Source organism: Aquimarina sp. 433 (assembly GCF_054054605.1).
The window spans coordinates 120,392-146,521 of record NZ_JBSWZK010000006.1 but is presented as its reverse complement, the minus strand read 5'-3'; the positions used below and the strand labels follow the sequence as shown (position 1 = coordinate 146,521).

Sequence of the window (26,130 nt, the reverse complement as noted above, 5' to 3'; positions counted from 1 at the left end):
CAATGAATTCATTATTGAAGCGACAGATAAGAAAACACTTATCTGAAGAATTAAAAAATAATCCTGAGATACAAAGCTTTTTAGCCGCAATCGAAGGTTCATATAACACCTACGAAGAGCAATTTTCGATGCTGCAAAGGGCGATGTCGATAAGTTCACAAGAGTTGTTTGACGCTAATAAAAGACTAACAGAAGAAGCCAAACAACAGCGAATGGTGATAAAAAGATTGAATGATGTTATAAAAACACTTCAATCTATAGGTAACAAAGAAGTAACCAAAGAAATCAAAGATCTTACAGGAATTGAGTTAGCAACATTAATCGAAGAACAAGCGGCCAAGATTTCTGCCTTTGAAAAGCAAAGGGCAAAGATGCTTAGGGATTTAGAAAAAAGTAATGAAGAACTTACAAGCTATGCACAAGTAGTATCGCATGATTTAAAATCGCCTCTGCGCAATGTAAGTGCCCTGATTTCTTGGATAAAGGAAGATGCTGAGCAAATGGGAGGAACTGCATTAAGTCATCTCGCTCATATCGAAAAGAATATAAGTAAGATGGATAATATGATCGGAGGCATTTTGGAATATTCGCTGGTCGACAAAAAGGATAAAATTGTAAATCTGGTAGATTTAAATGTATTGATATATCAAACTATTGAGTCACTACACGCTCCAGATTTTATAGAATTTAGTATAGATAATAGGCTTCCTACAATAAAAAAGGATCCGCATAGAATCAAGCAATTATTTCAAAACTTGATTAGCAATGCGATTAAGGGAATGGATAAGGAAGAAGGGTATATCTATATTGGATCCAAAGAAGAAGAAGAGTATTGGGAATTTTACATAAAAGACAACGGAAAGGGGATTCCGGAAAAGTATCACACAAAGATTTTTAAAATGTTTCAGAGTATTGACTCCACAAAAGAGTCAACTGGAATTGGATTATCTATTGTTAAAAAGATCATAGATTACTATGAAGGAAAAATTTGGTTGGAATCTGTCGTCGGTGAAGGAACTACCTTCTACTTTACGATAAAAAAATGAAAAAAGTATGTTAATAAATTCTACAGACCCCCATAATGTAGCAAAAACAATTAAAGAAAAATCAAAAGGTCGAAACGTTGTACTATCAATACCAGATAATTATCCGGTAGATGTCGAAATGCTTATCGAAGAATTAAACAAGCTCGATGTGCAGTTCATGGGAGGAATTGTTCCCAAAATCATTTATCAAAATATGGTGTTAGATGAAGGTGTGGTTGCTAATTTTTTAGACCACGTAGTAACTCAGTTTGTGATAGAAAACATTAGAGAAAAAGATTTTACTGTTCCTCACATTCCATTTGAAAGAGAAAAAGATTATTGCGCTTTTACCATGCTAGATGGTTTAACTGGTAATATATCCCATTATTTATCAGAAGTATATCGAGTGCTTGGTAATAATTGCCTCTATCTAGGCGGAGGTGCCGGAAGCCTTACTTTGGAACAAAAACCTTGTGTTTTTAGTAATGAAGGTTTTTTTATGAATGCAGCCATAACCGTAGTTTATGAAGGTTCCGGTAGTCTAGGTGTGCAACACGGATGGGAAAAAATTGAAGGTCCTATAATCGCTACAAAAACCGATAAAAATGTAATACAAGAACTGAATTGGAGAAATGCTTTCGAGGTATATAAAGAAATCGTAGAAGCAGATAGCAATAAAGAAATAGGTAAAGAAAATTTCTTTGATATTGCAAAATCATATCCGTTTGGTGTTGTAAAAGATAACTCGGAATGTATCGTAAGAGACCCTATTGCTACAAATGAAAAAGGAGAATTAATATGTGTGGGTGAGGTATTTAATAACACCGTTGTGGATGTATTAAAAGGAAATCGATGTAGTCTGGTAAAGTCTGCAGAGAAGGCCGCGAAAATGGCCATTGAGAATTTTTCAAACCCCAAGTCTGGAGTCATCATCGATTGTATATCTCGTGCACTGTTTTTAGAAGACGAGTTTCAAAACGAATTAGATACCGTAGTAGATTTGTTGAAAGAGCAAAATGATCAAATGTTCATTGGTGGAGCATTAACATTAGGAGAAATATCTTCTTTTAATGGGTATTTAGAACTTTTTAATAAGACTATTGTAGTCGGACTATTTGGTAAAAAATGAGTGTAAATATCAACAAACATATCGCAGACATTCTTCAGCTCTACGAGTTTTCTATGTCCATAGGAAAGACGCTAGATTTTCATAAGAATTGTGATAACTTTCTGAAGCTATTGTTGGCGAGAAAAAACCTAAGTGGTTGCTGTGTAATCTCCAAAGAAGGAGATGACTTTACTAGATCTTATGCATATCCTGATGGATTGGTAGATGATAGAATGATAGAGCATAGTGGATTCCTTACAGATTGTTTTAAGGATGACACTATAAAAACCGGTATGTTTGAAGATAATACGAAAGAAATGGTTTCTTCCTGTAGAACACAAGGTTCCTGGTTGTTTTTTAACTTAAAAAACGATAAGGGATTGATGCTCATGAATCATAAAGGAACCCCATTTAATCAGGTAGAGATTAATCAGTTAACACCGATTATGGAAAAATTCTCGATTTCTCTAAAAGCCTGTGAATCCTTTATGAGAAGAGATAACTTACTAAAGAGATTAACAAAGCAAAATAAAGAGCTAAGAGAATATACACAGGTGATTTCGCATGATCTAAAATCTCCACTAAGAAATATTGTTACTTTGATTGCCTGGACCAAAGAAGATGGAGAAAATCTTCAGGATGATGTTATGCAAAACTTAGAAAGTATTGAGGATAACATCGAGAAAATGGATAACCTTATAAAGGGATTACATGCATATTCTACGATCGATAAGTTCGAAGAAAATGATAAAGAGATTGAGGTTACTCTATTTTTGGACGGAATTATAGAATCTTTAGAGGTCCCCGACAATATAGAAATCATGGTAGATAGTAATATCTCTACTTTATCGATACACCCAACACTCTTTCAAAACCTGTTTCAACATTTAATAAGTAATGCGGTCAATAGCATTGACGAGGAAAATAAAAAAGGAAAAATTAGTATTAACATAAAAGGAGAAGAAACACAACTAAAATGTAGCGTTCAGGATAATGGAAAAGGAATACCAGAAAAATATCAAGAACGGGTTTTTGAACTATTCGAAAGCATAGATTCTAAAAAGGAATGCGTTGGAATTGGATTACCAATCATTAAAAAAATTATCGATTATTACGATGGTGATCTGCTATTAGAATCAGAAGAAGGTAAAGGAACCACATTTAGTTTCTCTTTAAAAAAAGAATGAACTATGAACGAAGCCCCAAATTTGTCGTACATTAAAGAATTATCAGCCGGATCAGAAGAATTTGAAGAAAAAATAATCGGATTGCTCAAAAGAGAATTTCCTGAGGAAAAAAATGAGTTTCTGAATAATTATAACAGTAGTGTATTTAAAGCAGCAGCAGAAAATGTTCACAAACTAAAGCATAAGATCGGAATGCTTGGTTTTGAAGATGGATACGAAACTACGATCGCCTTTGAAGAAGGCTTACTTAAGGGAGAATATTCCTTATTTTCAAAATTTATGCTTATTTTAGACTCCATTGATGAATTTCTTAAAAATTTATAGGGAGAATGAATTGTATTATTATAGACGATGAAGAAGCAGCAAGGTTAATTATGGGTCAATTATGCAGACAAGTTGATGGTCTGGATGTAATTGAAGAATTTCCCAACGCCATTCAAGCTATCAAATTCTTGAATAAAGAGTCTATAGATCTTATATTTTTGGATATTCATATGCCTGATTTTACAGGGTTTGATTTTATTCAAACCCTTAAGAATCCACCTAAGATTATTCTAACTACTTCAGACAAGAATTTCGCTTTAGAAGCTTTTGAATATGAGTGTATTGTAGATTATCTAATCAAGCCTGTAACCTTACCCAGATTCTTAAAAGCTATTCAAAAAGCGGAAAGTACTCCTGCTTTAGATGTTTCTGCATCTTCATCGAGTACTGGAGAAGCTAAAGGCACAGGTTCTGAAGAAAATGATCTTTATATTAATATTGATCGTAGATTAATTAAAATAGATATTCCTACTATTAATGTGATAGAAGCCAAAGGGGATTATATTCTTATTAAAACAGAAAAGCAAAATTATACAGTACATTCGACTTTAAAAAAGATCGAAGAAAAACTTCCTGAAGATGTTTTTTTAAAAGTACATCGATCTTATGTGATTAACTTTAAGAAAATCATAGATATAGAAGATAACAGTGTATTAATTGCCAAAGATGTGATTCCTGTGAGTAGATCTAAGCGTCCTGAATTAATGAGACGATTAAATCTTCTATAACAGCATCAAAAAATATATTTTTTATTTAGATCGTGTTCTACACGATCTTTTTTTATGCTTAATGGTAAACTAACTTTGGAGTAGTCGACTCGATCAGTTTAAAAACACATGATTTTGGTCTAATAGAAACTATAAACATATATTCTTATGATAAAATAGTTGTAGTTTTTGTTTTGGAAAAGCATCTTCCCCTTTTCTACCTAACAAGTTGGCCTCATCATTATCATTACTTCTTTTTAAAGGATAGAAGTCAAAAGTCCTCCAGTGACTGAGATAGTAGAAATAAAAAAATGTATGCATCTATTCTAGTATTAAAGTATCTCTTTTGTATAAATAAACGTACTATAAACTTTTCATTATCCTTAATTCATCTTGAAATTGTTCTTTTAAATGATTGAAATTATCGTGCAGTTCGAAGATCGTTTACTAGAATTACTTGTATATAAAAACAGTTTGTCGAATTTATAAAATCGATGGTTAAACAAGACGAATGCCATTTACCGAAAGTTTGCTGCTGTTAAACAGTTAATTACTACCATAAATCGAGTTTCGACGAAAATTTTCGTACACAATAACTTACATTTCGTCGATAAATATCTACCGTTCATCGAAAAATATAACCGTTAATCGGTTATATAAGTAATTTCATTGTAGGAAAAATATGGTATGCGCACTTTATGATTCCACGTTCTATTTTTTATTTACTAATAACCCTAAAAAGACATTTGCTATGAGATATTTACTGTTTTTATTTTTACTGTTCTTATTACCTTCATGTGCTGTAGAAGACGACTACGTTCCAACATCTATAGAACCAATATTTATGGATAATCCATCAGCAAAATTATTAGTTGATATTATCTATGTAGTTCCTTCAAAAAACCACAATCAGTCAAAGTACGCAATAGACGAAACTAGATTTATGGATTTTATCAATGGTTGTTTTTTTAATAGACATAACATTGGTTTCGAGATGGGAGAATCCAGAGTTCTTATTAATAGCGAGTTATACGATCTTAAGGATAACAGAGATCAAGAATCCTCGGTATTCAATACAGAAACTCAGGATTCTTATAGACAAGATAGAATGAATATATATATCATTCCAAGAACAAATACAGTTGCTATTGCAGGAATTGGACTAAAGCAAAGAGCATTAATAACTGATGAATTTTTATTCACTACGACTGCTCCACATGAAATAGGGCATGCATTAGGACTTTCTCACAAAGAGGTAGAAGGAAACATTATGTGCAGAGTAAAACCTTACTTACGTAAAGAATTTGATAGTGATCAAGTAGATACGATGTATAATAAGATTTTAAGTATCAACTAACCTAATAGATATTATTACTGATAAACCTAGTAATTAATATAAAGAGTATAATAAAATAATGTGTTTCGATTTTTATGTTTACCTAAAACGGTAGGATTTTGATCTCTTCCTACCGTTTTTTAAATTGTTTTAAGCACATTTTACCTTTATCGAGGTCAGAAAACCACTCACCTAATCAACAATACCATTCATCGAGTAATTCTTTTTAGAGGCTTCATCTTCAATACTTTTGAGATATAGAAACCAAATATTTAAAGCCGTGAAAAATACTATTACCCTTTTATTAGCCTTAATTTGCTTCGCAGCAAATGCCCAACAAACGTTCGAATGTAACGATGGAACTTTTTACCAGGTAATCTCTGGATCAATGAAAGCCTACGATCCTATTACAGGTTCTTATTCTGAAGCTTTACATTCTTATGATACTTATAACGCTGGTGGTTATAACGTAGTGGATAACTACTTATATGCTATTAAGAAGAGTGATAAACACTTATTACGTATCGCAAAAGATATGGTGATAGATTTAGGAGCAGTTGCTCCAAACGGAACTACAGTTTTTGGAGGTGGATATGCAGCTGATGTAGATCCAGATGGTAACTTGTGGGTATTCCAAAATAATACAAAAAGAACTTTCCATAAAATAATAAATCTTAAAGATTATGATGGTAGTTATTCGCCACAATTCGAGATTGTAGAAGCAGATGTTACTGCGCCTAGTACGTGTGCAGATATCGTTTATGTCAATGGAGCTTTTTACGGAGGTAGTAGAGGTAAGATTTTTAAATGGGATCTATCTTCAGGAACTCCTGTGTTTTCTAGTAAATCGGTAGCCAATTTACCATCCAGCACATTTGGAGCGGCTTATGCGGATTCAGCTAATAGATTATATTTCTCAGATAATAACGGAGGTTTATATTTAATCAATGATTATGAGGGAGCTAATCCTTCGGCAACTCTTTTAAATTTAACAGAAACTACCAATTCCAATGACGGTTTTAAATGTGCAAGTGGTATTTCTCCTTTAGATAAAGACGCAGATGGAATTTTGGATTCTATGGATGCAGACTGTGATGGTGATGGAATATCAAATATAGTAGAGTGCAATGGTATGGATCCTTATGGAGATATCGACGGAGATGGTATGTTTAATTATTTAGATAATGACATTAGCGGTAATGGAGATAATGTAGTACAAGATGCATTTGATAGAGATGGAGATGGAATTCCAGATTTTTTAGATATCGATTCTGATAATGATGGTATTTATGATATCGTAGAAGCAGGTGGAGGAGCTAATGATACTAATAATGATGGTATTTATAATAATCAAGATACAAACTATCAGGATACAGATAATGACGGTATCGCTGATACCTATGATGTAGATCAGTTAGGTATAGAATTTATTCCTTTGGATACAGATAATGATCAGGTATATGACTGTTATGACGTTGATTCAGATAATGATGGAATTATAGACCTAATAGAAGGTCAGGAAGAGAATTCCTTTTTAGGGCTTTCGGGTAACGATGAAGATGTTGACGGAATGGATGATAACTTCGATCCTGATTTTGGTGGAACTACAAATGGAACTGTAAATACGGACAACACAGATGCGTATGATCATTTAGATACGGATTCTGATAATGATGGGATTTCAGATCATATAGAAGCTTATGATAGTGATGGTGATGGTGTAGCAGAAACGGTAGCTTCTGGAGTAGATTCGGATAATGATGGATTAGATGATCACTTTGATCAACGAAAAACAAAATTTGACCCTCAAAACGGTGGCCAAACACCAGCTAGTTTTCCTATACCAGCAATTTGTGATCGTTATAACTATTTAGGTGAATTTAATGCTAACGGGAAGCCATTATATCTAGACGGACAAGATGTGGTTTCTCAGGAAACTCTAGATATGATAAATAATGCATTGCCCGAAGGATATCCAGTTCCTGATTTTAATCCTCATTATATCTCATCAGGGTATGATACGGATGTGGTAGTACAAGAAAATGCAGAAGTTTGGATAACCTTCGTAGGAGAGGGAGCTGGATATAAAAATACACTTGGATTCTATACGTATGATGCAGACAACCCATATACTACCGTTCCGCAGCCAGAAGATATTACCATAATATTCCCAAATGTATCTGCTGTAGGTAGCGGAGGCGAGTTAGAAATAGGGGATAAAGTAAAAATAGGAAGTTTTCCTCCTAATACAGGTATTGGATGGGTATTATTAGCAGATGCATGGAAAGATGGATGTGTAGATACAGGAAACTGGCAATTATACTCTAATCCAGATTACAATCCAGAAAGTAATGAAACTTTACGATACCATAACGTGTTGCTAAACGATCCAGATTCTAATAGAATCATTCTTGGATTCGAAGATATTAGAAGAGATTATGCCTCTTGTGATCAGGATTTTAACGATGCTTTATTTTATATTACTGCAAGTCCAAACTCAGCAATGAAAACGGATAATTATGCAGATATTAATAGTGCCACAGATGTTACATCGGCAAATGATGGAGGATTAGAAAGTAACGGAGATTTAGCTAGCTTAATTGCTAAGCGTAACTTTAATAGAACAAAATCTAATTCGATTTTTAATACTAAAAAATCGCAGAGAAGCTTTCAGCCAGGACTAGTTTCTTATAATTCAAAAAAGAATGGAAACTTAAGTACATATTTCCCTGCAACAGGAGTGTTAGGATCTGAGTCGGCCTATGTGTCTAGCCCAGAAGATCTATTAGAAATTACAAATGCAAATACAGTATTTTCAGTTGATTATTATAATAACGAAAAAAGAGTGGCAGCTGCTTTAGCAACTTCTACTACAGGTAAGATATATGATCATTCTAAAACAATCTGTGATCGTCTTAACGGGTCTAAATTGTTAGATTTAAGAACTGTAGCTATCAGAAACCATACGATTATTAGTACGCGAATTGAGAGAGCTTCTGGTGAGATTGAGTACGCACTTACATTCTCGATCAAAGAAGGAGAATCAGAAAATGAAATTTATAGCCTTTGGAATATAGATAGCTATCCAGAAGGAGATTATACCAATTTCCAGGTGTGGGGCGGTTCTGTAGCACAAGTAGCTAATATTGCGAATCATATTTTAGATACTTTTATAGCAGAAAAGCCAATGAGAAGTCACGAAGTAGCTGATAGAATTCCGACAGTGTATGTAGAAAAAGGAAACTATACAAATGGAGAACTTACATTAAGTATAGTAAATACAACAGGAGCTTCTTCGATGGACTTTAATGGAAATATTAGAAGAACTGAATTATCAGCAGAAGTACAATTGAACCAAGCAATAGCATTGTCTGGCGAGTATAGAGAAGAAATCAAAGTAGCAACAGGATTCTTATTCGATATCGGATTCTCAGTAAATGGAACAGAATCTACGCAACTAGATGCATTATACCTTGCAGATGGTCCTTGGGGAATTGATTATACAGAAGAAGGAGTGGTTATAGAAACATTCGAAGTGTTAGAACAAATAGAAGGAGCTACAGAAGAGAACTATACGATAGAAAGAGGCATTGCAGTGAGCGGAGAAGTAAAAGAAACAATGAATATCTTTAGAAATATTGTAGCAGGAGAAGGTACATTGAATGTAGAAGCTTATGATGCATTACAATTCCAAATGAATACAGACAGAGACATTGAAGTAATCTTAGTAACAAAAGATCTTGTAGATTGGAATAATAGATTAAGATATACTGTAAAAGCAGGTGCTAAAAGTAAAATGCATACAATAGCTTTCTCAGATTTTGTGAATGGACAAGGAGCAAGTACAGAAGTTATAGATGTAAGAAGTATTGTATTCTCTGTACAAGGAGACTATCAAAACTTCGAACTGTTTGATGTCGCTATTACAGAAGTAGCATTTACGAACAGCTCTGTACTAAGTGTAGATGAGTATGAGATTGAGGATAAGCTTACCAAAGTAATGAATTATCCAAATCCATTTCAGATGACCACTTCTATTAGAGTGCCTGAAACAATGCAAGGAAATATTCAAATTACAGTAGTTGATATGCTAGGAAGAGTAGTAAGAAATGAACAACTAGAAATGGTAGCTCCTAATGTAGCTAGATTCGACGGAAAAGAGTTAACAGCAGGAGTATATAAGTATATCGTATCCGATGATCATAAGAAAAGTTACCAAGGAAGTTTTATGAAAAAATAGAGTATTGATTTCGGTTGGGTTTTTGGGGTCTACTAAGAATAGCGAGGATAGGTGTTGTTTCCTCGCTATTTTTTTATGCTTTATTCCTTATGGAAATCTTTTAATTTTTTATTCGTAATGGTAATCAAATTACAATCTTAATTTTTCAATCTTTTTATTAAAAAGCGGTTTTTCTAAGAAGTACCATTTTAGTTTAAAACCAATTTCAGTAAATTCAAAACCGGCAGCAGTTGCAGAAGCTATATTACTATACTTTCCATAAATGTGAGCCATAAATCTTTCAGAAAAATGATGACCAATTTTTCCTTCTGCTCTAAAGGTAGTAGAAGCAGGATCTTCTTCTACAAACTGGCGTCCTACAGCTGCACTTAAACTATAAAACCAATCATTATTCTGGTCATTCAACAATTCAGCAAAAACTTCTACTAAATGAAATGATGACGGACTGAAATAAATGGTTGGTACTTGATCTTTAAAAGAAATATACTGATAATTAATACCGGTTTTTAGAACAGGTCTGTTTAAAATATTATAGTATAATGAAGTGAACAATAAATTTCTAGTATTATCATCGGATTGAGTTGTATATATGGCCTGAGTATACCATCCTAAATTAATGTTGGTACCAAGGTTATAATTTATGGAGTAATTATTCATGATAATTTCTCTATCAATAAGATCTGCATTAAAATTTTGTAATTCTCTTTTGTAACCAAAATCTAAACTCTGAAGTCTGAAAGGTTTGGTGCTAATAATCACTTCACCAATGACACCTGTATAACTGGTTATATTTGCATCAGATGCATTAAATCCAAGATTTGCTTTTAATCCTATCCTGCCTCCAAATTTATAATCCAACCCAATTAGAGCTTCTTGGGACTCGGCTTTACTACCTGTTTCAGTATTTTCTGTAGTTCTAAAAGAATAGCTACCTCTTATTTTTAGTTTTGGAGATAGTGGTATTTCGGTATTAAAATTAGTACTTATGGCTTCATTATTGCCATTATCAAAAGTATATGCCGTCCTATTTTCTATAAAAGGAGTATGAGATTTTTTTAAGGTAGCGATTAGTTTTTCTGCATCGGGTTGTTTTGGATAAAAGAATAAAGTTTTAAAGGCAAATTCATAAGACTTCATGTCTAAACCAGATGCTCTATATGCATTGGCGATTCCCAAATTACCATCGAATGAACTTTCACTTTTAGCAAGAATTTTTTGATATTGATCCAGACTCAGTCCAAAATCACTAGTATACATTCCTAAAGTAGCTCGTAAACTTAAAAGGTTAGTACTTTCTGGATATTGTTTTTCAAATTCTAATAATGTGCTCTTTGCTTCTTTAAACTTTTTATTCCAGAATAAGGCCTGGATATAGCGTTCGTAGGATGATATCAGAAGATTCTCGTCTGACGGAGATAATTTTTTCGCTTTAAGAAGTGCTTCACTTGCCTGTTCTAATGCTTTCTTTTCTTTAAATCTTTTGTGAGATACTAACGATAGTCCTTGTAAAGAGGTAATACTATCTTTAGGGTTTGTAGCGATTGTATGGTAAGCTTTTTCTGCATTATCATACTGTTCTAGAATGATATAGATATTAGCTTGATTTAGCAAGGTGTCTTTATCTTCAGGGAAATCATTTAGATTTTGCTCTAATAGGTTTAATGCTTCTTCGTATTCTTTATTCTGGGATAGTGTGAAAGCATATCCTAGTCTAATGTATTTTCTAGAAATTAGCGCATTTGGATTTCCTGCTTGTATCGATAATGCTTTATTCACAGTCTCCAGCGCTTGGGGATATTTTTTTAGGTTAGAAAGCGTATTGGCGTATCCTAGTACCGCTGCAAAACTAGTATTGTTTTCTTCCACTATAGTTTGATAGTAGGTTTCCGCTTTTTCATAATTCTTATTCCATAATAAAGACTCTGCATAGTTTAGTTTTATTTCATAGTCATCTGGATATATACTTTTTAGTTCTGTAAAAAGAGCAACTGCTTTTTCCGATTCTCCTAATAGTCCTACGGCGCGCCCATAACATAATTTTGCAGTTCTGTTATCGGGATAATTTTTAAGGATACCTTCAAAAAAGGACTTGGCTTCTTGGTAGCGACCATTTTCTAGATAACCAAACCCTTCTTTCATATCTTGACCATTGGTCAAGGTTATTATAAAAAGAAGGAAAACCAAAAGTATTTTTTTGTTCATATACCGTATTTGGAATAACAAGTTACTAATATTTTTTGAAGATAAATTCTCCTTATAATATAATACTTGTAAGTTAGGTTTTTGAGTTAATATTAAAAATATAAACGCACTTTTTTTGAGGGAATATTCAACTTTAAATTACGGAATTCTCCCTTTTTGAAAAAAAAGACTCAGTTTTAAATGTTAAAAAAAGAGGTAAAAAGAGGTTTTTTCTGCTTTTAAAAGTTAATTAAATGTTAATTTTATCGATTAAAGGCATTTAAAACCGTTGTAATACATAGTGTCTTGCTAAAACCTTATTAAAATTACGGTTTTACAGTATTTATTTAAAAGATAATACATTTAACTTTACAGTAAGTTGATTCATAGTTATTTATGCTCAACTCAGTCGTCATAAATTAAAAGAATAAATCTTCGGTTGCCCTTCGAAGAAAGTAGAAATTAAAATGATTAATTTATAACAACAACAACACTTTTACCTTGTTTTTTACAACAAATAAAAGCAAGGCCCCAAAATCTTAAACAACAATGAATACAATCCACATCATTATTCCTTTTCGCGACACATAGTTTTATAGGATCTAGCAAAAGTTTTGGAATGAAGAAATCCTTTACTAAAGTGCTTTTGAAGAACGTATATGATTTAAAAATATATGTTATGTATTCTTTAAAAAACTTTTAGACCAATCTATGATAGTATATAGTTCTATTGCACAATACCATAGATGTTTGTTTTAAAATGGCGCTGATGGTAAATACTTCATCTAATGATATTTGTCATTCGTCGATCATAAAAAGTATCTGGTCTAAAACAAGAGAATATTGTAGAAAAGAATAAAGATATTGAGAGTAATCAAAAACTAAATTATTATGGCCCTAAAAATAACACACCGATACGGAATTTTTGAACTAGAAGGAAATGTAGTAGGTAAAAACGCTTTATCTGTAAAGAATCATTTCGAACAATTAATGCTTTCGTCAGAGCAAATCGTATTATCCTTGGATAAGGTAAAGAGGATTGATACGCAAGGAATCCAAGTGCTTAGCAATTTATACAGAAGAGCAGTTAAAAACAATAAGATATTCTATTTGATTGGAGCAGAGAATGCCATTATAAAAAAGGCCTTTGGTAAAGTAAATTATGTTATAAGAAAGGAGTCTCTGTAATTATTACTAATCCCAAAATTAGCCCCAAATGGAATTAGAAATAAATAATGTAAGAGGACGCATGGAAGTAGTAGGAGATTTTACTTCCGAGAATGTCCATAAGGTAAAAGATCATTTTAATTACTTATTAGATCACTATGAAGAAGTAGTAATGTGTCTAAAAAAAGTAAAGAAGATAGATAAAAAAGCTTTACAGGTGTTACAAGGCATTTATGCCAAAGCGCAGCGTAGAAAGAAAGTATTATTTGTATTAGGAAAGAAAAATAAGAAGGTGTTTATGACCTTAAAATCAAATAAACTCAACCATATTTTTAGAAATGACTATTAGCACATTGGTTCCAAAACTAACATCAGAGCAAAAATTTATGCTTAGTGTTATCGTAGTGAATGCTGGGAATTATCTGTATAACTTATTGTTAGGAAGAATTCTTGGTCCAGAAATGTTTGCAGATGCAGCGTTGTTGATCACTTTTTTGTTAGTGTTATCCTTTGTTGCTATGACTTTTCAATTAGCTACGGCTAAATTTTCAGTACTATTTGAGAATGCTACTTTTAAAAGTTTCATTGCTCTTATTTATAAATATGCAGGCATTACGGGTATTGTGATTGGAGCTGCCATGGTTGTATTTTCAGGAGAGTTACAGCAATTATTTAATACTAAATCTTCTTTGATGTTTACCATTTTTGGATTGGGAGTACCTGTGTACTTTATCATGAGTGTAAATCGTGGTTTTTATCAAGGTACCAAACGATTCGAAAAACTTGCCTGGACCTATCAGGGAGAGATGTTTAGTAGATTAGCCATTACACTTTTATTGATTTTTACCATCACTACCGTAAGCTCATCAATTTTAGTAGTCATAGGAATCTTTGCATCCTTCTTTTTTGGGTTATTACCATTTAAGAAAGAACACTTTGTGCTTAAGGTAAAGAATGTACTAAGTAAAGAGCAGTCTAGTCAGATCAGTAAGTTTTTTGTGCTTACTGCATTTTATGAGTTGACTCAGATCATTATTAATAATAGTGATATCTTATTAGTGAAGCATTATTTCCCAGAATATGATGCAGGATTATACGCGTCTTTAGCATTAATCGGACGTGTGGTCTACTTTGTTACCTGGATGTTTGTAATGCTATTACTACCAGCGGTTATAGAAAAGAAAAAACTAGGAGAAGCTACTGCACCAATTTTGGTTAAATATGTTGGTTATGTAGTAGGGCTGGCATCTGTCGTTGTTTTAGGATGTTATCTATTTCCAGAATTAGCGATTCATTTATTATTTGGTGATGCATACCTATCTATGGCTCCTTTATTATGGAAATACGCTGTAGCAACAGCATTATTTGCGGTGTCTAATATATTCGCGTACTATTTTTTGTCTTTGGATCAATATATGCCTGTAGTCGTTTCTGGTTTATTAGGAATTTCACAGATTTTACTCATCGTATTTTTTCATAGTTCTTTATTAGAAGTGGTGGTTGTGCAGATAATTGCGATGGCAGTTTTATTAGTAATTCAGTTGATATACTTCTTTTTTAAAAAGTAGTAAAGAAATAGATGAAAGAAGTAAAAATGTTATTGATCGAAGTAAAACGGTAACCCAACGAATATTAAAAGACAAATAGATAAATAAAAAAGAAATTTACATCAACATACAATCAAAACACATGAAATTAGCAATCGTAACAGCATATCCACCAAGTAAGGTGACTCTAAATGAATATGCATTTCATTTAGTAAAACATTTTAGACAGCAAGCAGAAATTACAGAATTAGTTTTATTAACTGATATTACCGAAGAAGAAGCAAATTTAGATTTTGAAACAGAAGGTTGTAGCGTTATTGTAAAACAATGTTGGAAATTTAATAGCTATAAGAGTATTAGAACTGTCATGAAAGCAGTTAAAGAGACAAAACCTGAAGCTATTTTATTCAACCTTCAGTTTATGAAGTTCGGAGATAAAAAGATAGTTGCGGCACTAGGACTGCTATTACCGTTCTTATGCAAAATGAAAAAGATACCAACGATTGTCTTATTGCATAATATCATGGAACAGGTAGATCTAGGCAAAGCTGGTTTTACAAACAATGTTTTTTTAAAAGCAATTTTTAATTTTATTGGAACAGTCTTAACAAGGTTTGTTTTAGCTTCTGATCGTGTTGCAGTAACGATTAGTAAATACGTAGAAATATTAGAGAAAAAATATAACGCGAAGAATGTGGTTTTGATTCCTCATGGAACTTTCGAAATCCCCAAAGAACCGTCGTACGAATTACCAGAAGGACCATTGAAAATTATGACTTTCGGAAAGTTTGGGACTTATAAAAAAGTAGAAATCTTAATCGATGCTGTTAAAAAAGTGAGAAAAGAAACCGGAGCGGATCTGGAAGTGGTTATCGCTGGAACCGATAACCCGAATACACCTGGGTATTTAGAAAATGTACAAAAACAATATCAGGATACACCACAGCTAACATTTACAGGTTATGTAGAAGAAGAAGATGTGCCAGTAATTTTTGGAGAAAGTGCTATGGTAGTATTTCCATATACATCTACTACTGGAAGTTCTGGAGTACTACATCAGGCAGGAAGCTATGGGAAAGCAGTGGTAATGCCGGATTTAGGAGACCTTAGCATATTAGTAAAAGAAGAAGGATATAGAGGAGAGTTTTTTGATCCTCAAAGTACGGATAGTTTGGCTACAGCAATACAAAAGATCGTGGTAGATAAAGCATATAGGAATCAATTGGCAAAAGCAAATTATCAAGCAGCTACCGCATTTCCAATGAGTAGGATAACTAAAATGTATATCGACTCATTTAAAAGTATTAAAAACGGAAAAAGTAAGAAAAAGAAAGAGGAAAAAGAATTACAAGGAATATCGGTTTAAGTACTGTCATTGTCTTAATAGAATGACTTAAGCCATAATAATTAAGTGTTTTGATGTTTTTTTCAAAAAGATGTTTTTCAATAACTAATAAATTGGAAAGCATCTTTTTTATTTCCATCTGCATCAATAAATCCAAAATGCTTTTGTGCATTTTTTCTCCAAGGCAATCTTCCAACTACATCTGTTGGGATTTTATTAAAATCATACAATGTCCAAGATAAATAGTGTAATTCATGTTGTTGGATGATTTTTAAAAATGCTTCATGGTACGCTGCCTGATCTTCTTCATTATTCCCGAAAGGAGCCCACAACCCTTTGTCAGAAGACAACCCAAATTCTTGTAATACTAAAGGTTTTTTTAAAGAAGATATAGTTTTAAAGATATCCTGAAACTGAGTCAAATCTTTATAATAATGAAAAGATACAATATCCACATCTTCACTCAGAATATCTGCAGTTTCTATAGAAGACCAACCAATGGTTATGGGATGTTCTGTATCTATAGTGCGTATTTGATGAATCATTTCTTTTAACCAGGCAAGAACGGTTTCTTTTGTTCTGCTTTCAAAATCAAGATTAGGTTCGTTTTTTATATCCCACATAAGAAGCGCTGGGTGCTCTTTGATACTACTTACGATTTGCTCAGCGTGTCTATGCGTAAAGGTCCAATCGTTTATATCATAATTACCATAAAAATCAAAGAGGGTAAGTACGACTTTTAGACTATTCTTTTCTGCCAGATCCATCACTTCTTTTAGCTTTATGAGTTTGTCTGCTAGTACATATTCTTTTCCAAAATCTTCGTAAGGAACAAATATTCTGATGGTATTTAATCCAGCATCGTTGATAATTTTAAAATCCTTTTGGATAATATCAATATCAAATTCTTCACCAAACATATTCCATGGAGTTTCTTGCGGATAATAATTGATACCTTTTATTTGATAAGGTTTATTGTCTACGATGATTTGATTTCCTCGAACATATGGAGATTCTTTTTGTGTATTGGTGTCAATAACTGTGATATTAGGTTGTTTTACAATATGTCGTACTCTCCAAAACCCATCCTCAAGAAGCATTGCAATTTTGTAACTCGATATAGAAGTAGTTTCATATTGCAAGTTGTTTTCTTTAAAACTTTGGGTGTAAGATCTTACGTTTTGATCTTCAAATACTACTAGCTGCCCATCTGCGCTATAAAAGTCCAGAGCAAGATGATGATCTAATGTAGTACTCAAAATTTGCACGTCATTTGTCTTATTAAAATGAATTCCATCAACTAAGTTCTTTCGGGCACTTTCGGTATAAAAATCAAAAATACCTAAGGAGTCATAAGTAGCATATCCTACGTTTCTAACGTACCACGAATTCACATAATCTTTTTGGATATCATACATGGTTTGTTTTTCGATCGGTCGTGCAGGATTTATAGTGTCTTTCCATTCGACTTTGGGAATATACGCTTGCTTATTTTTCACACCGATATGTAGCATCATAGAACGATCTGCACCAGTACTAAGAAATGATAACGTTTGACTTATTCCAAAAAGGATTAAGGCATTTATAGCAATAAATGATGTGATGATGAAAGACCTGTATATCATTTTATTCTTTTTCTTCATTCTAATTCGATGCGATCATATTTTTTATGTACTCCCATTCCCTTGATCTCTAAGGTATAAATTCCCTTTGGAAAGAAATCCTCAGATACGTAAAAATTCACAAATCCTTTGGATGAAAATTCAGTTAACTTTTCAATTAATTGATCATTCTGATAGATATCCAAAGTGATTAGAGCTCCATCTGGTATGATTTGATCCATGAAACTTACAATAGGACCAATTTCTATAGTTCTATTTTGTTCTTTAAAAATGACCTTATAATCAGAAACGGCAGCTTCAAAATTTAGTTCGATACTATTGCTTTCTGCCATTTCAGGAATAAAAGCCTGAGCATTCCAGGTGGATTTTTGATCAGGATGCACCATAAAGCCTCTTGCTACACCATCTATGGTAGTTCCTGAGGTACGTAACCTTTCTTTATTGTCCTTTAGAATACTAAATTCTACAATACGACCATCACTGATAATATTCCCAAATTCATCTTTTATTGTTGAGGTAAAAAATTCTGCAATTTGATTGCCGTCAGCATAATTATGTTTTGTGTTCACAAATAATTCAAAATCCTGTCCTTGAGAAGGAAATACATCTAATGAAAACTCTTTAGAAGGGATGTTATCCAAATTTGCACTTACCAGTATTCTTCCAGATTTTTCATAGGAAAATATGTTTTTCCAAACGATAAAATCTTTACTGTAAATATCATCGTCAATTTCTTTGTCTAAGAATTGATGTTTGACGACGATTAGAGTGCTATCCTTCACAGGATTATCATAGCGATCTGAAGCAATGATGGAAAGCATACTGTAATCAGTACCTCCTGCAGTAATGCTTGGAGGACCTAAGTAGGATTCTAATGGTTCTTTTATATCAGTCATCGCAGTAATGTAGCATTCTCCAGTATATATGTTTTTTTTGTTTTTAACGAGATGATAATTAAGTATTCCTCTCTTTTTAGATACAAATTCTGGGATTTTAAAAACTACAAAATCATGTTGTTTTTCTGGTGTAAGTAATGTAGTGCCATAAGAACTTTGGATTGCTAATACCAAATTTTCTATGGTATCGTATTTAAATTTTAAAACGATTTCTTCTCCGGCGGTATATTCATCTTTTGCATCGAATAGAACAATTTCCTTATCCATAACAGTATCCGTATGGGTTGTGTGGATCGTAAATCCAAAAACCAATACAATTGCAACTAATAGATATGGATAAATATTTAATTTCATTAATAAGGAGCTCCGATATAATTGTTTATTTCTACTTTTATATAATCATATCCTTTGCCTTCGATAGGGATGAGGATATAATCATCTTGTTCAATTCGTCTATTAGGTGTTACTTTATGACTGATTGCTTTATTAGGTAATCCATTTATATAAATATTTTCCATATCCTGACTTAAGGAATTGATACATTCTAACTCTTTTAATTCAAATTCGAACACCTTTTTACGTTGAGGTCGGATACCTTCTCTTACATACGAATGATCAACCCAAATGAGTTCTTTATTGCTATTGTAATAAGAAATAATTAATTGAGGTATAGTAACTTCTTGTAAACCGGAATTGAATAAAATACCTCTAACTTTCTTGTCACTTATTTTAATTTCAGAGATCGATAGTCCTTTGTACAAATCAGTGGTAGCAACATTTCCTGCGCATTGCAAATTAAAAGTGGTCGGTATATCAGCGAGTTCAATAGCTGTAAATTCATCTGGGTTAAAAGTTTTAGGTTTATCAGAATTCATCCAAGCAATTCCTTCAAAATTAACTCTAAAACTGGTAATCTCTTTAGGTACAAGTTTGTGTTTTATTTGATCTTTAGCATTATAAATAGCTAATTCTTCATTTTCCTTATTGTATAAAGTTGCTTTTATAACTACGTCTGCAGGCACATTGTCAACATTTTGTATCTCACCTACAATGGTATAGGTAGTGTCATTCTGAATTAGATTGGCTTTCAGAACCTCCAGCACTGGTTGTTTCAATACATCTTCATGGAAAGTTTGTTCAGAAGAGATTCGTCTTCTTCCATGGTTATAGAATTGTGTTTTGTTTTGCGAAAACAATTGATCCGGTGGAATATCAAGATCATAATTAGGAGGTTTTACAAACCACTTTCCTTTATGCTTCACCAATTCATGATAAAATACTTTATCAATACGTTCTAATGGAGTAATCCAGTAGGTAGTAGCTTTGGCTTTTGCTGTACTATCTGTTTGTTCCAAAATATCAACAGTAATCTCATCCATTTTGGCATAAGAACTTAATAAACCATCCGTTACTGCTATTTCTAGCATATATTGTTCTTCCTTTTTATCACTTTCGGGATCTATATAGCTGTAAGCTCTTTTAAATTCTTTGAAATCCAGCGCATCATAATAGGATTTGACTATGTTTTCTGGACTAATTTGTGTGGCATTTTTGAGATAGAAAATATAAAAACCAAAAGCTATCACACCTAAGAGAAAAACAACCCAAATATGTTGTAGACGGATCATATAATTTTTAAAGTCATCATATTGAATACGATAATTATAAAAGTCAAGGAGACTTCGTTCTTTTGTTTTTAAGGCTCTTATCCAAATGAATTGTATGTTGATGATAAAGGCAATAAGTACAGTAGTTACAGGAATAAGTCCCCACATTAATTTTAGAGGTAATGCCACATCATCTTTAGGGATGATATTAGGAATGGGTGGAACATTTAGTTTTTCCCATACCATAATCCCGTTTTCTAGTTGTCTTAGACGTTGCCAACCACAGAAGAAGAGAACTGGATCATAAAACTTATCATTGGAAAATACGTATTTGAGATTGTATTTCTCTGGTACAGTTAAGAATTGCTGTAAAGAGCCAATGCCTTCTACGCCTCTAAATTTAGAATTCTCTAATCGTTCTACGGCTCTCGATGTTAGTTCGGGAAGTCTTCTTGCAGAGTGGTAGTTACCATCTACGGTCATGGCATTCGTTTGCGCAGAAAGCCATGCCATCTGATCGCCAAACCCCAACGGAAGGTATCGCCAGTGATCGTGTTGATCTTGTTTTAGGAAATTTAAGATAGGAAGCATTTTAATTTTCTGTGGCTGCGAAGGTCTAAAATAACCCAAACTCATCGTAAAAATGCAGACAAAAATATAAGCTCCAGCAAAAGCTCCTCCGAGGATTCGGTGATACACGCTTCCAAATTTTTGTTGAATTTTATTTTTTATATCACCTTCGATAAATCGATAACAAAATTCACCGAATATAGGAAGTGCCATAATAGAACCCCAAAGGGTAAATCTATCCAACGTAAGAATATTAAAGGCATTATCCCCCAACATCATTTTTGGGATTGGAGTGGTGCCACCAGTTCCTAGAATACTTAATAAGGTAAGTGAAAGGCCAAAAAACAGGTATCGTTTACTATAATATCTATAAAATAAATAGGGGAAAATAAATAAAATGATACCCCAAGGAATTGTGAAAAACACCAATCCAGAAGAAGTAACTTCTAAGAAATTATCTCTTGAACCATGAGGAATAGGAACCTGGGTGATAGGATTGTTTTTGGTATTAATCCAGTAGGGTAGGATACAAAAAATAATAAGAAGTAGAGAGCCGAAACCAAAACTTACAATTCTCCAAAACAGCTTAAAGAAAGTTTGTAGAAAATGTTTAAATCGCACTGCACGATAGGAATCAACCTTGTCTTTTGCACTATCCATGATTACCATACCGATTAACGGAAAGATAAAAAATACCATTCCAAAAATAGGTGTCACATGATGCGAGGTAACAGTTACAGCTAACAGACTAAATGCTCTAATTAAATAGGTATACTTACCAGTTTTGATCCATAAATATATTTCGGGTAATGCGTGCATTAAAACGGAAACACCAACAATACTTGGCAGTTGTCCGAAGATATGAAGGGTTTCTACAAAAGAAGATGAAAATACTGCAACAAGAGCAGCATAACCCGCTACATTTCTTTTACCGGTTATTAGAAGAGAATATCGATATACTCCAGTTATAAAAAGCAAAATAGCAATGAAAGCCACAGAAAAAAGACCAAATTTAAGTCCGCCGATTAATGAAAACAGTCCAATGCTTTGATGTACCAGCGGAGGATATCCCTGAACAGTAAAACCGGTATACCAACTATAACTCCATGGATCGAACCAGCTATTGGCATAGTGATCGGCAAAGAAAAGATGGATTAAGGCGTCATAAGTAGTTTCTATGGTAAAGAAGATACTAGATCCATGGAATAAGATTCCAATAAGTATTGCACTAATTAAATATTTGTTTGTGTTTTTTTTATCCATCCAATTACCGTAAGCGGAAACTTCCCTTTAAATATAACGGAAAGTTTCCTAAAACTAAATATACAATAAAGCTTTTGGTTTCGACGAGTGGTATGTCTTTAGAAAAAAACCATTCGTCGATAGCTTTTTTTCAGTGATCGAAATAGTCCAATTTTTGGTGCTTCTTCAGCATACTTTTGAATTGAAACCCAAAAGAATGTATCATGAAAACTGGAATTATTATACCATGTTATAACGAGGAAAAAAGATTAAATAAAAATGCGTTTATCAAATTTGTACAACAAGAGAATGAATATTATTTATGTTTTGTGAATGATGGAAGTAAGGACAACACCATCCAAGTGCTAAAAGAAATACAAGAAGTAAATCCATCCAAGGTGAGTATTATAGATATGAAAAAAAACGGAGGCAAAGCTGCCGCTGTAAGATCAGGATCCAGATATTTTTACAGTAATCATCATATAGATTATATAGGTTTTATAGATGCTGATCTCTCTACTGATTTTGAAGATTTTGGAGATTTGGTAAAAACTTTGGAAATAAATAATGAATTGAATTTTGTATTTGGCTCTCGAGCTAAAAATGCATCTAAAGCCATAGAAAAAGATAAGATACGAGCGCTGATCTCTAAAGTAATAAATATATTAATTGTTTTGATCGTGGGTTTGTCCATTAGCGACACACAATGTGGAGCAAAAGTTTATAAGGCAGAATTAGTACCTATTCTATTTACCGAGAGCTTTTTGAGTAAATGGCTTTTTGATGTAGAAATGTTTATTAGAATGAAACGGTATTTTGGAAAATCCAAAATAACCAAAGCGATATATGAACAGCCTTTAAAAAGATGGGTGCATATGGAAGATTCTAAATTAGGGTTGAAGGATTCTTTAGAAATTCCATATCGGTTAATCTTGATTTGGTTTAATTATAATGTGATATCAACATTTACCATTAATCCTTCTATTACTTATGAGCCTTTGTTGGAAATATATGGAAATACAACGCAGCCAATTGCAGCATAGTATTCTTCAATAATCAAGAATAAAAAAAGAGAAATAATTATCTAATACAAAATTATACTATATGAAATAGAAAATTACATAAGTTGAGGTTGCGGTAAGGTACTGTTTGTAGAATATTAGTAAATAATGGGTTAAGTAAATAAGAAATGGAGTTTTACCGCAAGCATAGTTAAAGTGAAAACCAGCTAACTTTTGGAACGGGTTAGCTGGTTTTGTAATTTATATGTGTTTCACCAACCAATCTCCAACTTCACTGGTTTTGTAGGCTTTAGCATCACCAGCTAAATCTTCGGTAACAATCCCTTCCTCTAGAGACTTATCTACAACATTTTTAATAGCTTGCGCTTCTTCCTGAAGCCCAAAAGCAGTTTCGAACATCATAGCAGCAGATAATACGGTAGCTAATGGATTGGCGATATCTTTTCCTGCGGCCTGTGGATAAGATCCGTGAATTGGTTCGAATAAAGATGTTTTTTCTCCAAGGGATGCGGAGGGCATCAACCCCATAGATCCAGATATTACAGAAGCTTCATCGGTAAGAATATCTCCAAATAGATTTTCAGTAATTAATACATCATAAGAATTTGGCCATTGAACTAATCTCATTGCAACAGCATCTACAAACTCGTAGCTAACCTCCACTTCTGGATAGTCTTTTTCCATGGCTTGTACCGTTTCTCTCCACAAACGAGAGGACTCTAATACATTAGCTTTGTCTACACAACATAATTTTTTGTTACGAGCCATTGCCATTTCAAACCCTTTTTTGGCTAATCGCTTTACTTCTTCACGGGTATACGTACAAGTATCATAAGCTGTCTCGCCATTGTCTTCTCTTCCTCTTTTTCCAAAATAGATACCGCTAGTTAATTCACGTAAGAAAACTAAATCAGTTCCTTCTATACGTTCTTGTTTTAAGGGAGATTTATCTATTAATGACGGAAATGTAAATGTAGGACGTACATTAGCGAATAATCCAAGTTTTTGACGCATTTTTAGTAATCCTTGTTCTGGGCGTACTTTTGCTGAAGGATCATTATCAAATCTAGGATGACCAATAGCTCCAAACAATACAGCATCTGCGTTGGTGCATATTTCATGGGTTTCATCAGGATAAGGTTCTCCTACAGCATCAATAGCAGCTGCACCCGTTAATGCGGATGTCCAGTTAATTTTGTGGTCGTATTTCTTTGCAACGGCATCACATACTTTTACAGCTTGATCGATTACTTCGGGTCCAATACCATCTCCGGCAAGTAGCGCGATATTTAATTCCATTTTGTTAATTCTAATTTATAGTAATTTACTAGTTATGTCATACTGAGCTTGTCGAAGTATTATATTCTAATTCCAAATCGTCTTCGACAAGCTCAGACTGACAATTTGGTTTTATATATTATTATAATTCAATAATGTTCAGCATTTTTTCTGTTGCTTTTATTGCGGAAACCGTTTGATCTGAATCTAATCCTCTGGTGGCAAATTCTTTGCTTTCGGTTTTCCAGGTAATTACTGTTTCACACAAGGCATCAGAATTACTTCCTGGTGGTATTCTTACTGCATAATCAATCAATTTAGGAAGCTTTTTATTTTTTCGTTGATATACTTTAGCTAAAGCATTCATGAAAGCATCGTACTGACCATCACCTTGTGCATGTTCTTCGATTACTTCATCATCCAATTTAATAGCCAACGTGGCAGAAGGGTTTAAGCCTTTTGCATGATTGAGAACATAAGATTTGATTTTTACCTTTTTGGTGTATAGGTTACTATCTAGTACATCGGAAATAATATAAGGTAAATCCTCTTGAGTCACTACCTCTTTTTTATCTCCTAGTTTAATGATTCTCTGTGTTACTTTCTTGATGTCCTCTGGACTTAGTTTTAGTCCAAGTTCCTGAAGGTTTTTTTCGATATTCGCTTTTCCAGAAGTCTTGCCAAGGGCGTATTTTCGTTTTCGTCCAAAACGCTCTGGCATGAGATCATTAAAATAGAGATTATGTTTATTATCGCCATCAGCATGTATTCCGGCTGTTTGGGTAAACACGTTATCTCCAACTACAGGTTTATTGGCTGGAATTTTAAACCCTGAAAAGGTTTCTACCAATTTACTTACCTTATATAAAGCTAATTCGTTTACGTTAATATGCACTTCAGGAAGATAATCGTTAATCACTGCAACGACACTTGCTAATGGAGCATTTCCTGCTCGTTCACCCATACCATTCATAGTAAGGTGTAATCCATTAACACCAGCTTTTACACCTTCTATTGCATTGGCTACCCCTAAATCATAATCATTGTGGGCATGAAAATCAAAGTGCAAATCAGGATATTTATTTCTTAAGGCCGACAAATAAGTGTTTGTTTCAGAAGGAATCAGAACTCCCAATGTATCCGGTAATAAAACTCTTTTTACCGGTTGTGTAGCTAAAAAGTCTAAAAACTGATATACATATTCTGGAGAGTTGCGCATTCCATTACTCCAATCTTCTAGATATACATTAGTAGTAATCCCTTCTTCTTTGGATTTTTTGAAAACTTCTGCGATATCTTTAAAATGTTCATCAGGAGTTTTTTTTAACTGATACGTAAGGTGATTTAAAGATCCTTTGGTCAATAGGTTTTGCACTTTAGCTCCAGTATCTTTCATCCATTGGATAGATTTACCACTATCCACAAAAGTTAGTATCTCTACCTGATCAATGTACCCGTTGTTGGTTGCCCAATCGATGATGTTTTTTACCGCATCAAATTCACCTTTTGATACCCGAGCAGAAGCCACCTCGATACGATCTACTCCTAATTCTTCTATCAAAAGTCGCGCAATGGTTAGTTTTTCTGAAGCAGAAAAGGATATCCCAGAGGTTTGTTCTCCATCTCTGAGGGTAGTATCCATAATTTCGATTGATCGTATACTCATATTCAGCATCTTTTGCGTTAGGGATAGTAGCGGCATCCTTTTTTACTTCTGGTCTAGAAG

18 protein-coding genes are annotated in these 26,130 nt (G+C 33.3%); 12 read left to right on the top strand and 6 right to left on the bottom strand.

Features of this window, described 5'->3' with window-relative positions; all coding sequences use genetic code 11:
- Positions 1-2 precede the first annotated feature (2 nt).
- The 7 genes from ACWNT5_RS13890 (at position 3) to ACWNT5_RS13860 (ending at position 9,927) form a co-directional block, all read left to right on the top strand.
- On the top strand, positions 3-1,046 hold the full coding sequence (locus ACWNT5_RS13890) for a sensor histidine kinase (protein ID WP_456517662.1): 1,044 nt from the start codon (positions 3-5) through the stop codon (positions 1,044-1,046).
- A gap of 7 nt (positions 1,047-1,053) precedes the next feature.
- Positions 1,054-2,154: an FIST signal transduction protein gene (locus tag ACWNT5_RS13885; protein ID WP_456517661.1), complete on the top strand. Its 1,101-nt coding sequence runs from the start codon at positions 1,054-1,056 to the stop codon at positions 2,152-2,154.
- Complete coding sequence (locus tag ACWNT5_RS13880) at positions 2,151-3,320, top strand: sensor histidine kinase (RefSeq protein WP_456517660.1); 1,170 nt, start codon at positions 2,151-2,153, stop codon at positions 3,318-3,320. Before ACWNT5_RS13885 ends, ACWNT5_RS13880 begins: the two co-directional genes overlap by 4 nt.
- 3 nt (positions 3,321-3,323) lie before the next feature.
- On the top strand, positions 3,324-3,644 hold the full coding sequence (locus tag ACWNT5_RS13875; RefSeq protein ID WP_456517659.1) for an Hpt domain-containing protein: 321 nt from the start codon (positions 3,324-3,326) through the stop codon (positions 3,642-3,644).
- Between the two features lie 5 nt (positions 3,645-3,649).
- The gene (locus ACWNT5_RS13870) at positions 3,650-4,372 is read left to right on the top strand and encodes a LytR/AlgR family response regulator transcription factor (protein WP_456517658.1); all 723 of its coding nucleotides are present in this window, start codon (positions 3,650-3,652) and stop codon (positions 4,370-4,372) included.
- A gap of 730 nt (positions 4,373-5,102) precedes the next feature.
- Positions 5,103-5,708 carry a matrixin family metalloprotease gene (locus ACWNT5_RS13865; RefSeq protein WP_456517657.1) on the top strand — a complete coding sequence of 202 codons (606 nt, stop codon included), beginning with the start codon at positions 5,103-5,105 and terminating at the stop codon, positions 5,706-5,708.
- A gap of 259 nt (positions 5,709-5,967) precedes the next feature.
- Complete coding sequence (locus ACWNT5_RS13860) at positions 5,968-9,927, top strand: DUF6923 family protein (RefSeq protein ID WP_456517656.1); 3,960 nt, start codon at positions 5,968-5,970, stop codon at positions 9,925-9,927.
- Between the two features lie 129 nt (positions 9,928-10,056).
- On the opposite strand, the gene ACWNT5_RS13855 is transcribed toward ACWNT5_RS13860, so the two are convergent.
- Positions 10,057-12,129: a tetratricopeptide repeat protein gene (locus tag ACWNT5_RS13855; protein ID WP_456517655.1), complete on the bottom strand. Its 2,073-nt coding sequence runs from the start codon at positions 12,127-12,129 to the stop codon at positions 10,057-10,059.
- 870 nt (positions 12,130-12,999) lie between these two features.
- Between ACWNT5_RS13855 and ACWNT5_RS13850 the strand changes: the two genes are divergently transcribed.
- From ACWNT5_RS13850 to ACWNT5_RS13835, 4 genes are all read left to right on the top strand, one after another.
- A complete protein-coding gene (locus tag ACWNT5_RS13850) occupies positions 13,000-13,296 on the top strand; it encodes an STAS domain-containing protein (protein WP_299898335.1) in 297 nt (98 codons plus the stop codon).
- Between the two features lie 28 nt (positions 13,297-13,324).
- Positions 13,325-13,624, top strand: a complete 300-nt coding sequence (locus tag ACWNT5_RS13845; protein WP_299605881.1) for an STAS domain-containing protein — start codon at positions 13,325-13,327, stop codon at positions 13,622-13,624.
- Positions 13,614-14,843: a sugar isomerase gene (locus ACWNT5_RS13840; protein ID WP_456517654.1), complete on the top strand. Its 1,230-nt coding sequence runs from the start codon at positions 13,614-13,616 to the stop codon at positions 14,841-14,843. The genes ACWNT5_RS13845 and ACWNT5_RS13840 overlap by 11 nt, the downstream gene beginning before the upstream one ends.
- A gap of 121 nt (positions 14,844-14,964) precedes the next feature.
- A complete protein-coding gene (locus ACWNT5_RS13835) occupies positions 14,965-16,188 on the top strand; it encodes a glycosyltransferase (protein ID WP_456517653.1) in 1,224 nt (407 codons plus the stop codon).
- Positions 16,189-16,265: 77 nt separating this feature from the next.
- Here the strand turns inward: ACWNT5_RS13835 and ACWNT5_RS13830 are convergent, their stop codons facing one another.
- From ACWNT5_RS13830 to ACWNT5_RS13820, 3 genes are read right to left on the bottom strand one after another with little or no spacing between them, the layout of a single operon-like run.
- Positions 16,266-17,792, bottom strand: a complete 1,527-nt coding sequence (locus ACWNT5_RS13830) for a glycoside hydrolase family 2 TIM barrel-domain containing protein (RefSeq protein WP_299605887.1) — start codon at positions 17,790-17,792, stop codon at positions 16,266-16,268.
- A 14-nt stretch (positions 17,793-17,806) separates the two neighbouring features.
- The gene (locus tag ACWNT5_RS13825; protein WP_299605889.1) at positions 17,807-19,039 is read right to left on the bottom strand and encodes an Ig-like domain-containing protein; all 1,233 of its coding nucleotides are present in this window, start codon (positions 19,037-19,039) and stop codon (positions 17,807-17,809) included.
- On the bottom strand, positions 19,039-22,125 hold the full coding sequence (locus ACWNT5_RS13820; protein WP_456517652.1) for a hypothetical protein: 3,087 nt from the start codon (positions 22,123-22,125) through the stop codon (positions 19,039-19,041). The genes ACWNT5_RS13825 and ACWNT5_RS13820 overlap by 1 nt, the downstream gene beginning before the upstream one ends.
- A 203-nt stretch (positions 22,126-22,328) precedes the next feature.
- Between ACWNT5_RS13820 and ACWNT5_RS13815 the strand changes: the two genes are divergently transcribed.
- Entirely contained in the window at positions 22,329-23,147 is an 819-nt protein-coding gene (locus tag ACWNT5_RS13815) for a dolichyl-phosphate beta-glucosyltransferase (RefSeq protein WP_456517651.1), read from the top strand.
- Positions 23,148-23,366: 219 nt separating this feature from the next.
- Here the strand turns inward: ACWNT5_RS13815 and leuB are convergent, their stop codons facing one another.
- Positions 23,367-24,425: a 3-isopropylmalate dehydrogenase gene (gene leuB / locus ACWNT5_RS13810; protein ID WP_299605895.1), complete on the bottom strand. Its 1,059-nt coding sequence runs from the start codon at positions 24,423-24,425 to the stop codon at positions 23,367-23,369.
- A gap of 121 nt (positions 24,426-24,546) precedes the next feature.
- Complete coding sequence (locus tag ACWNT5_RS13805) at positions 24,547-26,070, bottom strand: alpha-isopropylmalate synthase regulatory domain-containing protein (protein ID WP_456517650.1); 1,524 nt, start codon at positions 26,068-26,070, stop codon at positions 24,547-24,549.
- Between the last annotated feature and the right edge of the window lie 60 nt (positions 26,071-26,130).

Coding starts and splice junctions, on each gene's coding strand:
- ACWNT5_RS13890 (WP_456517662.1), top strand. CDS start 3: ATGAATTCATTATTGAAGCGACAGATAAGAAAACACTTATCTGAAGAA.
- ACWNT5_RS13840 (WP_456517654.1), top strand. CDS start 13,614: ATGACTATTAGCACATTGGTTCCAAAACTAACATCAGAGCAAAAATTT.
- ACWNT5_RS13880 (WP_456517660.1), top strand. CDS start 2,151: ATGAGTGTAAATATCAACAAACATATCGCAGACATTCTTCAGCTCTAC.
- ACWNT5_RS13875 (WP_456517659.1), top strand. CDS start 3,324: ATGAACGAAGCCCCAAATTTGTCGTACATTAAAGAATTATCAGCCGGA.
- ACWNT5_RS13885 (WP_456517661.1), top strand. CDS start 1,054: ATGTTAATAAATTCTACAGACCCCCATAATGTAGCAAAAACAATTAAA.
- ACWNT5_RS13850 (WP_299898335.1), top strand. CDS start 13,000: ATGGCCCTAAAAATAACACACCGATACGGAATTTTTGAACTAGAAGGA.
- ACWNT5_RS13835 (WP_456517653.1), top strand. CDS start 14,965: ATGAAATTAGCAATCGTAACAGCATATCCACCAAGTAAGGTGACTCTA.
- ACWNT5_RS13805 (WP_456517650.1), bottom strand. CDS start 26,070: ATGAGTATACGATCAATCGAAATTATGGATACTACCCTCAGAGATGGA.
- ACWNT5_RS13820 (WP_456517652.1), bottom strand. CDS start 22,125: ATGGATAAAAAAAACACAAACAAATATTTAATTAGTGCAATACTTATT.
- ACWNT5_RS13855 (WP_456517655.1), bottom strand. CDS start 12,129: ATGAACAAAAAAATACTTTTGGTTTTCCTTCTTTTTATAATAACCTTG.
- ACWNT5_RS13830 (WP_299605887.1), bottom strand. CDS start 17,792: ATGATATACAGGTCTTTCATCATCACATCATTTATTGCTATAAATGCC.
- leuB (WP_299605895.1), bottom strand. CDS start 24,425: ATGGAATTAAATATCGCGCTACTTGCCGGAGATGGTATTGGACCCGAA.
- ACWNT5_RS13845 (WP_299605881.1), top strand. CDS start 13,325: ATGGAATTAGAAATAAATAATGTAAGAGGACGCATGGAAGTAGTAGGA.
- ACWNT5_RS13815 (WP_456517651.1), top strand. CDS start 22,329: ATGAAAACTGGAATTATTATACCATGTTATAACGAGGAAAAAAGATTA.
- ACWNT5_RS13825 (WP_299605889.1), bottom strand. CDS start 19,039: ATGAAATTAAATATTTATCCATATCTATTAGTTGCAATTGTATTGGTT.
- ACWNT5_RS13865 (WP_456517657.1), top strand. CDS start 5,103: ATGAGATATTTACTGTTTTTATTTTTACTGTTCTTATTACCTTCATGT.
- ACWNT5_RS13870 (WP_456517658.1), top strand. CDS start 3,650: ATGAATTGTATTATTATAGACGATGAAGAAGCAGCAAGGTTAATTATG.